Source organism: Coraliomargarita parva, assembly GCF_027257905.1.
In the GTDB taxonomy this organism is placed as follows: Bacteria; Verrucomicrobiota; Verrucomicrobiia; order Opitutales; family Coraliomargaritaceae; genus Coraliomargarita_A; species Coraliomargarita_A parva.
Map to the genome: position 1 here is coordinate 1 of NZ_JAPZEI010000002.1, position 14,840 is coordinate 14,840.

A 14,840-nucleotide genomic window follows, 5' to 3' on the forward strand; every position below is an offset into this window, starting at 1 on the left:
CTCATTGAAGTTGGTGTCCAGCGCGGTGACGACGTAGTAGTAAGTCGTGCCGTTGCTGACGCTGTTGTCGATATAATCAGAGCTGGTGAGTCCTGTGGCGATGGCCGCGTAGCCGCTGCCACTTGTGATGGAGCGATAGAGAGAGTAGCTGGCCATGTCGGGCTCGCTGTTGTCGGCCCAGTTGAGGGTGACACTGCCATCGCCGGCGCTCGCGGAGAAGCTGCCCGGCGCGGCCGGTGGTGTGGTGTCGACCGGTGTGGCGTTGGCTTCCGAACTGTAGGTAGACTCATTGAAGTTGGTGTCCAGCGCGGTGACGACGTAGTAGTAAGTCGTGCCGTTGCTGACGCTGTTGTCGATATAATCAGAGCTGGTGAGTCCTGTGGCGATGGCCGCGTAGCCGCTGCCACTTGTGGTGGAGCGATAGAGAGAGTAGCTGGCCATGTCGGGCTCGCTGTTGTCGGCCCAGTCGAGGGTGACGCTGCCGTCGCCCGCTGTGGCGGAGAAGCTGCCTGGCGCTGCGGGTGGTGTGGCGTCCGAGGCGACGTCAACCGTCACATCGGTGAAGACGCTGGAGTTGAGTCTGGCATTATCGTGCGAAGTCACGGCCAAACCGGCACGCACAGTCGAAGCGAGCGCAATGGTTTGTGCGCCTCCGAGTTGGCTCCACGATGAGCCGTCAGTTCTGTAATAGGCGGTGAAGCTATTGCCTGTGCGGATCAAACGCAGCCAAACCGGGGCGCTCAGCGAGGCGCTCCCCGCGGTCTGGACGTTGCCTCCCGCAGTGCTGCGGTATTCGAAGGAGACAGAGTTCGAAGTGACCATAATCGAGGCGTAGGCGGCATCCGGCTGGAGGCTGTCGCGCATCATCACGCCTGATTTGGCATAGGCATGCGTGGGATCGATACTCACGACCCGGGCCGCCACCATGCCGTCCCCGGAATAGTCGCGTGAAGTGAGTTGGAACTGGTCGTAGGTGCCGTAGATGTCGGCACCGCTGCCGCCGACCATCCAAGTCCATGTATTGAAATCGATGTAGCAGTAACCGGCGATGGCGGGCTCGGCGATGTCGCTCACGCTCCAGCCCCATGAGGGGAGGGCGTCCTCGACGAGATCACCCGGGGTGGCAGGCTTGACCAGGCGCCAGCACACCCAGTCGTCCGTCGCGGTCATGCCGCTGTCGAGCGAGGTGCTGACACTGGTCGGTGCGCCGTTGCCATCGTTGCTGCGGTTGAGGCGGAGACGTTTGTTTTGCGAGCTGCAGTCGATGTAGAAATAGCCCTTCGCGTCGGCTGCGGTGAGGGTCCACTCCAGGTCGCTGCCGGTTGCGGCGGCAGAGGCCAGTTCGATGTTGGAACCGTTGGAGCGCAGGCGCTGACCGTCGGCGACGGAGGCGATGTAATAGACATCCGGATTAGCTGCGGTGGGAATGAGGATCCACTGCATGCTCTCCCAGAGGGAGCGTATCGAATGAAGCATCAGGCCGCCCGAACCATCATTCCCGAGGCGGAAGGAGGCACCCTTGCCGTGGAGGTAGTAGGGCTGGGTCGGGCTCAGGGCGTGCTCACCATCCCAGCCTGCATACATGTCGCCGACAGGTGTCAGTTCTTGCGATGGATTGAAAATGCGGCAGACCGGAGCTGAAGGTGTCCATGGATCGGCGGTCTCTGCTCCGTAGTCGGGGAATATCGAGTAGCGCTTGATCCAGGACTTGTCCTCCGCCATCCAAACGAATTCAGACAGGAAGCGGAAATTGTCCTCTTCGGTCCAGGTCGCGGTGCCCGACCAGTCGGTGGTTGAAAACTCCGTAATCCAAAGCGGCCGTCCGAATGTATTATAGATGCCTTCAAGATAGGATATGAATGCCGGGGCGTCGGGCGTGCCATACCAATGGACTCCGGTGTAGTCGACGCGGTAGCCGAGCGCATCGACAGCGCCAAAGAAGTCGTATTGCCACTGGCCGAAAGCGACGGCCACAGCCGGGCTCAACAAGGGCAGGTTGGTGGCTTCCAGTTCCGGCCAGTGGTCGACCGCTTCGGCGACCTGAACATCGGAGCCGCCACCATCATCGAGATCGGGCTCGTTGAAGCCCATCAAGGTGACCGCGCTGCCCTGACGCAGCCAGAGCGGGCCCAGGACGGCAAGCTGTTCAATGTCGGCCAGTCCCCATTGCATCGGACCGAAGGTCACATTCTCCGTAAGATCCCAGCCGGTTGGGTTCCAGGGCGTTTGGCCCCATTTGTAATACCAACTCGCATTGAGTATTTCCCATTCGTCGCGGTTGGGATTGTAGTCACCGACACCTTTCTTCTGGTAGTGGGTGTCAAATTTCAAGGCCCAGTGCTGGCTCCAGAGTGATGAGGGTGTGGTGAGGGTGATGGTGGCCGGGGTCAACTCGTCGGTCTGCAAGGCAAGGCCGCTCCATACGTTGATGTATTGCCCGTAGCCGCTTCCGGCATCGCTGATCTTCCACAACTGGTTCGGCTGGGCGCTGTAGTCGGCCAGCTCGACCGGGTCGCCGGAAGTCGCATCTTCGGGGGATTGGAGGCATAGGAACGTATCCCGATTTCGGATACGGTAGGTGTCGCTGTCGATATTGTAGAGGATTTGAAACTGCGTATGGTCCGTCGGTGTGTGTGCCTGAGCCTCTGTGGCTCCTGTGGTGGATTGACCCGCAGACAGGTAGGCGGCCGTTTCGCGGTTCTGAAGTTGATACCAACCGTCTCCGATGTCGGTTGGGAGGCTGTCGGGTGCGTCTCCCCATTGTATGCTTGTGCCCAGTGGGAATGAGGAAACCCCAGCCGTAGCGGGAAGTGGCACCAGTTCCCGGACGACTTGTTGCCCGTTGTCAGGCAGATACATGATGATCGTCGAAGTCTGGACAGGGCTGGTGAAATTGACGGCAAGGTCCGTTTGACTGTTCCCCGTAATCACACCACCCGGACAATCGACGAAGTCGCTTCCGTTCCAATAGAGCAGACTGAAATTGGCGACGGCGTTTTCACTAGCGGAACCGGTGTAGACATGGACGCCCGCGACCCGCTGTTCGGTGCCGAGGTTGAGTGTCAGGGAATGGGGGCCATTCACGTTTTCACTGCGCCAGGCGTCATTCGGCCCGACGTAGCCGTCCACCGCGAGCTTTTCAAAATTGCTTCCATCGACGGAGGTGGAGGTGATGATGCGCTGCCTCGCCAAGTGCAGGCTGGTGTCCGTTCCAGTCGGCCATCCACTGCCGCCGTTGGGGGGCAGGAGTGCGATTTCGCGAACCGTGGCATCCACCTCGGTCGTGTAGAGCATGAAATCCTTGACCGTAATCGGCGAGCTCAGGACCAGGTTGACCGCAGTGTCCGTATTGCCGGTGAAGTTGCCTTGTCCACCGGGGAGGGGTTGCATCCCGGAACCGTTGTCGTAGTTCAGGCTGAAATTCGCGATGGTGCCGGTGTCGTCATCGCCCAGAAACAGCTGGATGCTGCCGATTTCACGCGACTCCGGAAGAGTGACACCAATCCAGTGGCCGCCGGATGCAGAGGCACTTCGCCAGGCATTTGCGGCGTTGACCACGCCGTCGGTGACATAGGCAGCTTCGCTGCCCGTTTGAGCCGAATCCGAGAAGGCGGACTGGAATTTTGCCCAATTTACACGATCGTCGCCATGAATAGTATTAAGTATGAAAAAGCTGAATGCCGTCAGTAGTGCCGGATTCAGGAGTTTGGTATGGGCTTGGGAAGACAGGGGGAGGTTCGGGGTATTCATTAAATCGACATTGGTTTTGGGGGATGACTCTACGTGAATGATGAATACCCCGCATCAGGGAGGACGATCCTGATGTGCGGACAGCAGTTTCAGCTGGGTGAGGGCGATGCTTTCGACAGAGGCGACAGGCAAGTGTATGCTCAGCTTGCGAGTCCGTGCACAGTCACGACGCCATTGTGGAACAGGGGATTGGGATCCGTTCCTTTGAAGCCGGGGAATAAAGTGGATGCGCCTGAACGCAATCATGGGGCAGGGGATAGGGAGGCGAGGACGCAGGGGGCTTGCGCGAATTGTATCATGCCATGAAACTTCACGGTGCGAACCTATACTTATGGCTATAGCCGAAAGTATAGGTTCGCGCTTCTTGACAGCGCTGATATTCCTGGTTGGAGCGGGGAAGGCGGCCCCCCTAGCCAATCGTCTGGTAGAGGGATTTTCAGAAAAAAGGCATAATCGGCCCACTTATGAATAACAGCCCTTGCCCCGAAAAGCGTTTCGCTCGCTCTCTTTCTCTTCTGGCCTTTGCATGCGCATGCATCGGTCAGACCGTTCAAGCGGATGCCATGCCGGATGCCGGTCCTGCCGACCAGGCCTGGCGCGATGCGTCCAAAGCCCCGGAGGAACGTGCCGAGTTGTTGCTTGCCGCCATGAGCCGCGAAGAGAAAGTCGCGCTCGTTTCGTCAACCAATCCGGAAGATACCGATGCCTTGCGTTATCTCGGTATCCCCGCGCTGACCCGGGTCGATGCGTCTGCAGGCTTGCGCGGGGATTACAATGTGACGGCGTTTCCCGTGCCGCTGGCTTTGGCGGCGACGTTCAATAAGGAGCTGGGACACGAGATGGGTGCCGCCATCGGCAAGGAAGCGCGACAGAAGGCGTGGAATGTCATCCTCGGGCCGACGATGGACGTGGCCCGCAGCCCCTTGAACGGTCGCATTACGGAATCGTTTGGCGAAGACCCTGTTCTGAACGGCTGGATGGGGGCAAAGGTGGCCGAGGGCATGGAAAGCCAGCATACGATTGCGCAGATCAAGCACTATACGGTGTATAATCAGGAATGGGATCGCCTGGTCCTGGATATTGAAGTATCCGATCGAGCACTACAGGAAGTTTACAATCTGCCTTTCCATATTGCGATCAACGAGGGCGGGGCCGACTCCGTGATGGGATCTTATCCCCGGATCAACGGCACCTTCGCCTGTGAGAATTTCGACTTGCTGGAAAACTTCCTCAAGGCGAATCCGAATTTCAAGGGCTATGTCGGCACCGACGATGACGCCGCCAAGGATAAGATTGCCCAAGTGAATGCCGGGATCGACTCGATGGCCTTGATCCACCGCCCGATACCGATGGAAGCCTTCTTTGACGGCACCGTATCGGACGAACGCATTGACGAAGCCACGCGCCGTATGCTTTTCGCGACCTTTGAAAACGGTCTCTTCGACCACCCGCTGCCCGAGCAAAAGGCGGAGGTGGTAACGACTCCGGAGCATCTGACCTTGGCCAAGCAAATCGCGGAGGAAGGCACGGTTCTGCTGAAGAATGCCGACGACTTCCTTCCCTTGGATAAGAATGTTTCGGTTGCGGTGATCGGACCGACTGCCAAGGACATGGTGACCGGCGTCCAAGGCTCCACCTATGTGCGTCCGGGAGATTACCTGACTCCGGTCGATGCCATCCGCCGGGCCGTCGAAGGCTCCGGTGAGGTTGTCGTGGCACAGGGGACTCTGGGAGATGTGACCCTGCCGGCGGTGCCTGCGGAAGCATTCAAGACCCGCCTTGGTGAGCCCGGCCTGAAGGTGGAATATTTCGACAACGCGGAATGGCAAGGCTTGCCCAAGCACAAGGACGTGGTCTCGCATCTGGATTTCCACGGCAAGCCGATCGAGAGCCTGCCTGAAAACTGGTCGGCCCGCTACACCGGCACGATCACCTCGCCGTCAACGGGACTGGTGCGATTTTCCGCGCGCACAGCCGGCCACATCGAAGTGATCATCGACGGCAAGACCGTGATCGACGGACGCCGTTCCGAATCCGCATTCTTCCAGGGCGACGGCGGGCACTACACCTATCCGATCCAGGGCACGGTGATGATGGAGGCCGGACGCCCGGTCGATATCGAAGTCCGCTACACCCGTCTGGGTGCCCGTTGGAACCACGAGGTGCGTCTCGGTTGGCAGCCCGAGTCCCTGATCCCCGCTGCGGTGGAAGCCGCGAAACAGGCCGATGTGGCCGTGATCTTCGTCAACCAGGTCAGCGGTGAGGAAATGGACCGCGACAACCTCAATCTTGTCGGCGACCAGCCGCAGCTGATCGAAGCGGTGAGTGCGGCGAACCCGAACACGATCGTGGTGCTGAACACTCCGGGGGCGGTCCTGATGCCTTGGCTGGACGATGTCAAAGCGGTTTTCCAGATCTGGTATCCAGGGGCCGAGGGCGGTAGCAGTTTTGCCGACATCCTGTTCGGCGATTCCGAGCCGGGTGGCCGTTTGCCGCTTACTTTTCCCGCCAGCGAGGCGCAAGGCCCGCAACTTTACCAAGGGGGAGGGCACATTGCGTATCCCGAGGGCGTGTTTGTCGGCTACCGTTATTTCGATCTGAAGGGGCAGGAGCCACTGTTCCCATTCGGTTTCGGTCTTTCATATACCGATTTCGACTACAGTTTGTTGCGTTTGACAACGATCGACCAAGGTCCCGCCCGCGTGAAAGTCAATGTGAAGAACACGGGAGATCGTGCGGGATCGGACGTCGTGCAAGTCTATCTCGGTGAATTACCGACGACGATGGTGGATACGCCTATCCGGAAGCTGGTTGCTTTCGAGCGGGTGTATCTGAAGTCCGGGGAAGAGAAGACGGTGACTTTGGAGATTCCGGAAGAGAGCTTTAACTACTGGAGCGAAGCTGATAAAAAGTGGATCCGTCCGACTGGTGAAATGCCGGTCTACATCGGCAGGTCTTCTCGTGATATTCAATTGGACGGCACGATGGTCGTCAACTGAGCATCGGCGGCGGGATCATGTCATTCTCCACGACAGTCACTGGCCCTGGGGGAGCGCCCGTTCCTATAATTTTTATGCCTATATGATACTCCGGCATTAACGACACCAGCCCTCCCTGATCCTTAAGGTCAGGGAGGGTCATTGCGTTTTTATATGAGATCCGCTAAGGTGTATAAAGTTTGCGAATTGCGGCAGAATCATGGAGACTTGGTAAAGTGAAATGCTTCCTGTTATTTATCCTGTTAATCAGCGTCTGTCATGGAGAGACCCTGATCCGGAGTATCAGTGACCTTCGCGGATTGTCGGCGGAGGAAGCTGCCGAGGAGCTGCCGGTTTTGATCAAGGGGAACGTTGTCCTGTATAACACGGAAAACGGCGACATGATGATTCATGACGGGAAGGAGGGCATGTTTATCTTCAATCCCGATCTCCCGGAGGGGGTCGAGACCTTTCACCAGGGAGACCGTGTGCTCATTCGTGGTAATTCTTTTTACGGCGGTTACATCCCGTCGGTGGCACCGGGGTGTAAAGTGCTCGCGGTCACTCCGGATGCGATGCCGGAGCCGATGAAATTAACCGGCGAGGACGTCTTCGCCCCGGATATCAATTTGCAGTGGGTCGAAATCCACGGGGTTGTGATCGGGTCGAAAGTCGAGGAGCATTTTCTTATTTTGATTGTGCAGGTCGAAGGGTGGATGATTCCGGTCATGTTGCCCCGCCATGAAAATTCCAATCGGGTGCGGGATCTCATGCAGCGTGCGGTCGTCATTCACGGTGTGGTCGGCACGAATTTTAACGACTTTTCCCAGATGACCGGGCGGCTGTTGTATGTGAATTCTTTGGATGATATCCGTATGTCGGGTAAAGGCATCGAAGATGATTCAGCTCCATTGGTTCGTGTCGACGAGTTGTTGAGGGCCAATAGCCGGCTTCATGAACTCAGCCGTGTGCGCGGGGTGGTCACGGCGAAGATGCAGGATGGTTTCTACATGCGGGGCGAAGGGGGGAGCGTGTTTGTGTATGCTGCCACCGATGGCGACATGCAGCGGGGAGATCGCGTCGAGGTAACCGGGTTTGCCGTGGTTGCTCCATTTCGTCCCGTCTTACGAGCAGCCAAAGTGGAGGGACTCGGCCAGGCAGAGATGCCTCAAGCTCAAAGTTTGAAGATTCGTCAACTGAACGAGCTGACTTTGGAGCAACGCGAATATTATGAATCCGAGACCGAAATCGCACTCTCCGGACAGCAATATGAACTCGTGACGGTCGATGCCCTCGTGCTTGGCGTCAGCGATGGCGTCCAGAATTTGATCATCAACTGTGAGGCGGACAACCGGTTTTTCGAGGCCAGCATCTCCAGGACAGTGGATGATGCGGAGTCTATTGAAGCCGGTGCGCGTGTGCGCTTGACCGGAATTTGCGAACTGAAGCCTTTGCAGTCCGAACTCACGATGCATTCGATTTCGCATATCCGGATCATCATGCGTGACGCCGATGATATTGTCGTGATCGAGTCACCGCCATGGTTGACGGCCCGGCGCGCGCTCTGGATCAGCATCGTGCTGTTCGCGGTCGCGGTTTTGGCGGCTCTTTGGGGGATCTTGCTGCGTAGGCAGGTCTCGATACAGACGAAGATCATCGGTGAAAAAATTGAGAATGAAGTGATCCAGAACGAACGCCAGCGTCTCGCCCGGGAGCTGCATGACACGGTGGAGCAGCAGCTGACCGGTTTGGCCATCGTCTTGGAGAATGTCAGGAACAAGATTAAGTGTAGTCCGGAAAAGGCGCTGTCCTCGCTGGAGGTTTGTATGCGCATGCTGCGCTATTGCCGTGAAGAGGCGCGCAGTTCCATCCGTGACCTGCGTAGCGTGGCCTTGAAGAACGGCGGCTTGGAAGGGGCGTTTAAAGAACTCCTGCCGTTGACTGCCAGCAATGCCGACGCGGCCTTCACTTACGAGTTGGAGGGGGATGTCTCCTCGATCCGTGAACCGAATGAAAACCATCTGCATCGTATTGCCGGAGAAGCCGTGGCCAATGCCGTGCATCATGGTAAAGCCAAGCATATACATGCGAAGCTTGTCTGCGGTGAAGACGAGATCACACTGGAGGTGACGGATGACGGCAGTGGTTTTGATACCTCGAAGCCCCCGCCACGCGGACATTTTGGCTTGCAGGGCATGCGCGAACGGGCGGATAAAATGCAGGGAACCATTTCAATCGAAAGTTCACCACAAGGCGGAACGAAAATCAGGGTCCGTGTGCCCCGTGCCGTCGTCACCTCTATTACCCCATGAAAGATAAAACGACCATACTACTAGTCGACGACCATACGATGATGGTCTTCGCGCTCGCGGAAACAATTGCCGAATATCCCGACCTTGAGGTGGTGGGAGAAGCATCGACCCGGAAGATGGCGGTGGAAAAGTATCGTGAAACCCAACCTGATGTTGTGATCATGGACTACCAGCTCGGGAGTGAAACCGGAGTGGCCGCGACACGTGAAATCTGCGAAGACTACCCTGATGCCCGCATCGTCATGTATTCGATCTACGAAGGCGAAGAAGATGTCTGGCGGGCGGTCGAAGCCGGTGCCTCCGGCTACCTGCATAAGTCAGCCGAAGTGTCGGAGATTTTGGATGCGGTGCGTGAAGTCGCGGCCGGGCACGAGTATTTTCCGGCGGTGATCGCCAAACGGATTGCCGAAAGAAAAGACCGCCGCGGGCTGACCGCCCGTGAGATGGAAGTGCTCCACAAGATCGTCAGCGGGTGCAGCAACAAGGAGATCATGAGCGATTTGCACCTCTCCGAGGCGACGGTGAAGCTGCATGTCTCGAATGTGTTGGCAAAACTGGGCGTGGCGGACCGGACCCAGGCGGCCATCCAAGCCGTCCGGCGCGGGATCATTCATCTCCACGATCTGCCGGATTCCTGAGCCTGAGGCGGGACGTTAGGGATCTGTGAAGGTGAGGAGCCCGTCTGGTCTGGCTCAGGGCAGGAGTTCTGTTTGTTGGCCGGAGTTGCCCTGATGAGTAAGCATATCGGAGTGGATCGCATCCGTGGACGAACCACCTCCCGCCTTCGGCGGACTCCTCCTTGCCAAGGAGGAGAATTCTTTGCAGGAGGTGCTTGATGCTGTTGTGGGACTTTCAGTCGTGCGATTCGAGCCTAGCCGTTCGGCTAGTTCTTAATTTCGTTTCGAACCTGTATGCTCGGAGATAATGCCCCTTCGTTTTGTATTGTCTTCTTTCCTGACGAAATCTTCCGGATTGCGTGCCTTGTTTGGATTACCGGCAGTATTCGCCCGAACCGCCTGTATCGGCCTGTTCTTCGGCTGTATCGCCGGGGCCCAGGCCCTGCCGGCTGGCTGGACTGCGGCCGATGTCGGATCACCGGGGGCATCCGGCGAAAGCAGCTATGCCGCCGGCAGTTGGACGGTGAGCGGGGGCGGTGCGGACATCTGGGGCAGTTCGGATTCCTTTCACTTCGCCAGTCGTGAAATCAACGGCGATGTCAGTATTGTGGTCCGGCTCGACAGCATGGAGAGTCCGGGCTCGTATGCAAAATCCGGGATCATGCTGCGCTCGGGGCTCCGGGCGGATGCGGCCTACGCTTTCGTCTTTGCCACCTCCAGCTACATCGGCTTCGACTGCCGGCAATCGACCGGCGCTTCGTCCTACAATGTAGGCACTGTGTCCGGAACCGTCCCTCGCTGGCTCAAGCTGACACGTGTGGGCAGGCGCTATACCGGATATTACAGTGACGATGGCGTTGACTGGACGATGCTGGGCAGCCCACAGGAGCTGGTCCTTCCGGTTGCGGCGCGTGCCGGACTGGCGGTGGACGCAAACGATGCAGGCACGGGGACGAATACGAGTGTGTTCTCGGAACTGTCGGTGAGCGCACTGACGACCTCGCGGGTGAATATTGCGAAGTATCAGAGCATGTCGGCGGATTCGGAGTCGGCCGGCTACGGGGCCTCCCGGGCAGTGGATGGATATGTCCGTAACAGCAGCGCATGGAAGAGCGGTTCCGGAAGCGGCCATTGGCTGATGGTTTCGTTGTCCCGGGCGATGGCGCTCGGGAGCATTCAGCTTTACCTCGGCGAGGACGATCAGGACCCGATCTCGGACTTCTGGGTGCAATATTACGACGGGGCGAATTGGACCGTGATCCCCGGGGCCAATTTTACCGGTAACACCGCGACCGTGCTGAACATCGTGCTGCCCACCGCGGTGACAGCCACGAATGTGATGCTGGTCACGAGTGACAGCGAGGCCACCGTTCGTGAGATTGCGCTGTATCCGCCCAATGGGGGCGACGGCTACCCGCTGGGCGCCGATGTCGTGTTGAACGCCGCCTACAAAAAGACGGCCGATGCGTCGGCATGGGACGCTCCCTATTACCCGATCCGGGCGGTCGACGGCTACGTGAGTGATACGGAAGGCTGGCAGAGTCTCAGTGGCGATCAGCAGAGTCTGGAAGTCGATCTTTGGGAAAGCCAACGCATCGGCAGTGTGCACCTTTACTCCGATACCTCCAACGATATCGCGATTCCGGACTTCACCCTGGCTTACTGGGATGCCGCAACCGAGACCTGGGTGAACATCCCGGGTGGCTCGGTGAGCAACAACGCGGAGAAGGCGCTGGCGGTGGTTTTCGATACGCCGGTCACGACCTCGAAGCTTCGTATCACGCCGACCCCCGGCTACGCTCAGAAGGTGCGCGAGCTGGTCGTTTTTCCTGCGACTGCTCCGGGCAACGATTTTCCGCTGTGGACCTCTGTGACGCCGGGGGAACCGCCGTCGACCCAATGGAATGACCTCGGCGACGCCTTTTACAATCTGTTCAACCGTGAGAACGCCGGCACCCTCGCTGTGGACGGAACGGAGGTCATCGAGGCCTTGCCGCGCTCCACCGAATACGAGCAGCAATTCCAGGTGCTCTACAATCTGGACAGCGACTCCTTTCGTATCAGGAACCGGGATACGGGCCTTTGCCTTGAAGCGGAAGATGCCGGCACCGAGCCGGGCACGGCTGTGGTGGCGGGCGAATACAACGGGCAGCCGCACCAGCTCTGGCGGATCGTCGATGCCGGGGACGGTTACGGCTACTACGTCAATGTCTGGAACGGGCTCGCGCTGACCACTGACTTGGGATCACCGGCGGCCATCACGCTGGAGGAGCCGACCTCTTTATGGCAGCAGCACTGGGAACTGTCCTATGTTATCCACTACCCGAAAAAGGGCGCCGGCGACTACGGCTGGGACTGGGACAAGATGAACATCAACTGGAGCTACAACTGGGGCTTGGACCCTTACGGCAGCTTGCCGGAAACGGTCGCATTCTCCCCGCAGCAGTGGGGGTCCGCCGACATCGCGGGGCTTCGCACCCGCTACACAACTTGGCATACCGATGCGCGCTCCCGCTACCTGCTCGGTTTCAACGAGCCGGATTTTCCTTACGAAGATGAAGAGGGAAACCATGTCGGCGGATCGGATGTAGCGGTTGCGGCGGCGATCGAGTTTTGGCCACAACTGGAAGCGGCCGACCTGCCGCTGGTCAGTCCGGCGACGGCCTACGCTTACAACGGCTGGTTGGCCGATTTCTATACCGACGCGGCCGCGCATGGCTTGCGGGTCGACTACACCGGTGTGCATTGGTATGGTCCGCCCGATGCGGACGGGCTGTTCGGCTACCTGAGCGGGATTTATTCCACTTGGGGAAAGCCGGTCATCCTCTCCGAGTTCAACACGATCGACTGGGACGGCAGCACCACTTGGTCGGAGGAGGATAACTATCGCTTTTATGCCGAATTCCTGTGGATGGCGGAAAGCTTCGACTGGCTGAAGCGCTACGGCGTCTTTGCCCTTTACGTCGATCCGCCGGAGAATCCATGGGACCAGACGGCTCCCATGGGAGCGCTCTTTACTGTGGACCGGGAGTATACCGCCACCGGAGACCTGTATGCGGGCTGGGACGGGGACCGCACGATCCGCAAAACCTCCCCATACCTGCTTCATAACAAGGGCGCATCCATGCATCTGGGGCACAACGGAACTACCGTTGCTATCGATACGATCCGCAACAGCGCTTCCGATATGCAGTGGATACTCGTGCCCAGTGCGGACAACCCTTATATCGTCTACATCGTCTCCATCACGGATGGACGACGCCTCCGGGTCAACGGCAGCTCGCTGGATCTCGCACCTCCGACCACCACCGGTTCCACAGTTCAATGGACCTACACGGCAGACGACTCCGGCTATGGTTATTTCTATCTGGACAACCTGGGCGCGGGCCAGCGCCTGAAGCTCAACCGCACGAATGACGCGTCCGGCGCACCGACCGGTATCTGGCTCTCGCTCGAAGATTCGTCGAGCACGGACGACAATGTGAAATGGCGCTTCATCAAGCCGGCGACACCGGTCGCGCAGGAAAACCTCAGTGAACTGTTCGGAGACTTGTGGCGTAGTGACGACATCGGGCGCCCGACCCAGTCCGGTTACGCCTACTTCGACGCGGGCACCGGAGTCTGGATCGTCGGAGGCGGCGGGGCGGACATCCTTGGCGAGGTGGACCAGTTTCACTATGTGTCCCAGGATTTCTCCGGTGACGGCGAGCTGATCGTTCAGGTCGAAAGTGTGCAGAACACGGACACCTACTCCAAGGCCGGCCTGATGTTCCGTAACTCGACGGCGGTGGACGCACCGTATGCGCATGTCTTTGTCGGACCGGGCACGGTCGGTTTTGAATTCCGGACGTTGGCGGGCGGTGACACCCTGGCAGCGGCCTATGTGGGGCAGACGGCACCGAAGTGGCTCAGGCTCGTGCGCCGCGGCGACAGCTTTACCGCCTTCTACGGGGAGGACGGCGAGAACTGGTCGCAGCTCGGCAGCAGCCAGACGATTGCCATGTCCACGGTCGCGCGGGCGGGGCTTTCCGTCACGGCGCACAACAACTCGCACCTGATCGTCAACACGAGCACCTTCAGTCATCTGAGCTTCCTGCCGACGGGCTGGCAGAGCTGTGATGTCGGTGAGACCGGGGCCTCCGGCTGGGTGAGTGGCGGGGACACGTTTACCCTCGTTGCCGCCGGATCCGATATCTGGGGAACCGCTGACAGTTTCCGTTCGGTGCATCAGGTGCTGACGGGTAACGGTGTGATCGTGGCGCGGTTGACTAGTGTGTCGGATGCCGACCCATGGGCTAAAGCGGGATTGATGATCCGGCAAAGCCTCGACTCCGGATCCGCCAACGCGGCGATCCTGATTACTCCGGATAATGGGGTCCAATTTCAGTCACGGAGCAGCGCCGGATCGGCCACCACGAGCCAAAGCGCAAGTGCAACGGCCCCGAAGTGGCTGAAGCTGGAGCGGGTGGGCGAGAGTCTCTCGGGCTATGTGTCGGATGACGGCGCTTCCTGGTCACTGGTCGGCACGGCGACGGTTTCACTTTCCTCCCCGTTCTATGTCGGGCTTGCGGGCAGCTCGCATGACAGCACGAATGCGGATGCCGCGAGCTTTACAAATGTAAGTCTCGAGATGGAAGGTTTCGTCGCCTACCAGCACAGCTATTTCAACAGCGCGGAGCTTCTCGACACCACGATCAGTGGAATAACCGGCGATGCCAACCAGGACGGTGTCCTCAACCTGCAAGCCTATGCGGCGGGCCTGAGCCCATGGGAGACGGCCACGTGGTCCAACGGAGGTCAACCCACGATGCATTTCGAGGACGGCACCTATCTAGCGCTGCGCTACACACGTATGAAGAGCGTAACCGATCTGGACTACACGGTTAAAGTCGGCCCCGACCTGAGCCAATGGGACTCCGGGCCGGAGCACACTACCCAAGTCTCCGTGACGAGTCTGGATTCGGACCGCGAAGCGGTTGTGGTGCGCGACAATACTCCGGTGGATCAAGCGGCTCGTCGGTTCATGATGCTGGAAATCGACTACCTTGCACCGTAGTGCATCGATCGTAGGTGGCTTCTTTCCTGTCCGCCGTAGCTGGAGCGTAGGAGGAAGCCGGCCACCCGCATGTCCAATCGGTTCCGCAAGTTCGTTCGGTCGCGCGGCTAAAGCAACGCGACTACGT

5 protein-coding genes are annotated in these 14,840 nt (G+C 58.9%); 4 read left to right on the forward strand and 1 reads right to left on the reverse strand.

Annotated features, from left to right (window positions below; genetic code table 11):
• The coding region (locus tag O2597_RS02630) for a glycosyl hydrolase (RefSeq protein ID WP_269522631.1) at window positions 1-3,750 on the reverse strand (3,750 nt) is incomplete at its 3' end.
• Window positions 3,751-4,214: 464 nt separating this feature from the next.
• Between O2597_RS02630 and O2597_RS02635 the strand changes: the two genes are divergently transcribed.
• From O2597_RS02635 to O2597_RS02650, 4 genes are all read left to right on the forward strand, one after another.
• Window positions 4,215-6,749, forward strand: coding sequence for a glycoside hydrolase family 3 C-terminal domain-containing protein (locus O2597_RS02635; protein WP_269522632.1), 2,535 nt, complete (start codon window positions 4,215-4,217; stop codon window positions 6,747-6,749).
• Between the two features lie 215 nt (window positions 6,750-6,964).
• Window positions 6,965-9,040, forward strand: coding sequence for a sensor histidine kinase (locus tag O2597_RS02640; protein ID WP_269522633.1), 2,076 nt, complete (start codon window positions 6,965-6,967; stop codon window positions 9,038-9,040).
• On the forward strand, window positions 9,037-9,678 hold the full coding sequence (locus O2597_RS02645) for a response regulator (protein WP_269522634.1): 642 nt from the start codon (window positions 9,037-9,039) through the stop codon (window positions 9,676-9,678). Before O2597_RS02640 ends, O2597_RS02645 begins: the two co-directional genes overlap by 4 nt.
• Before the next feature lie 286 nt (window positions 9,679-9,964).
• Window positions 9,965-14,713, forward strand: a complete 4,749-nt coding sequence (locus O2597_RS02650; protein WP_269522635.1) for a glycosyl hydrolase — start codon at window positions 9,965-9,967, stop codon at window positions 14,711-14,713.
• Window positions 14,714-14,840 lie beyond the last annotated feature (127 nt).

Bases quoted from the DNA above. Each gene is read 5' to 3' on its own strand.
- O2597_RS02635 (WP_269522632.1), top strand. From the start codon at position 4,215: ATGAATAACAGCCCTTGCCCCGAAAAGCGTTTCGCTCGCTCTCTTTCT.
- O2597_RS02645 (WP_269522634.1), top strand. From the start codon at position 9,037: ATGAAAGATAAAACGACCATACTACTAGTCGACGACCATACGATGATG.
- O2597_RS02650 (WP_269522635.1), top strand. From the start codon at position 9,965: ATGCCCCTTCGTTTTGTATTGTCTTCTTTCCTGACGAAATCTTCCGGA.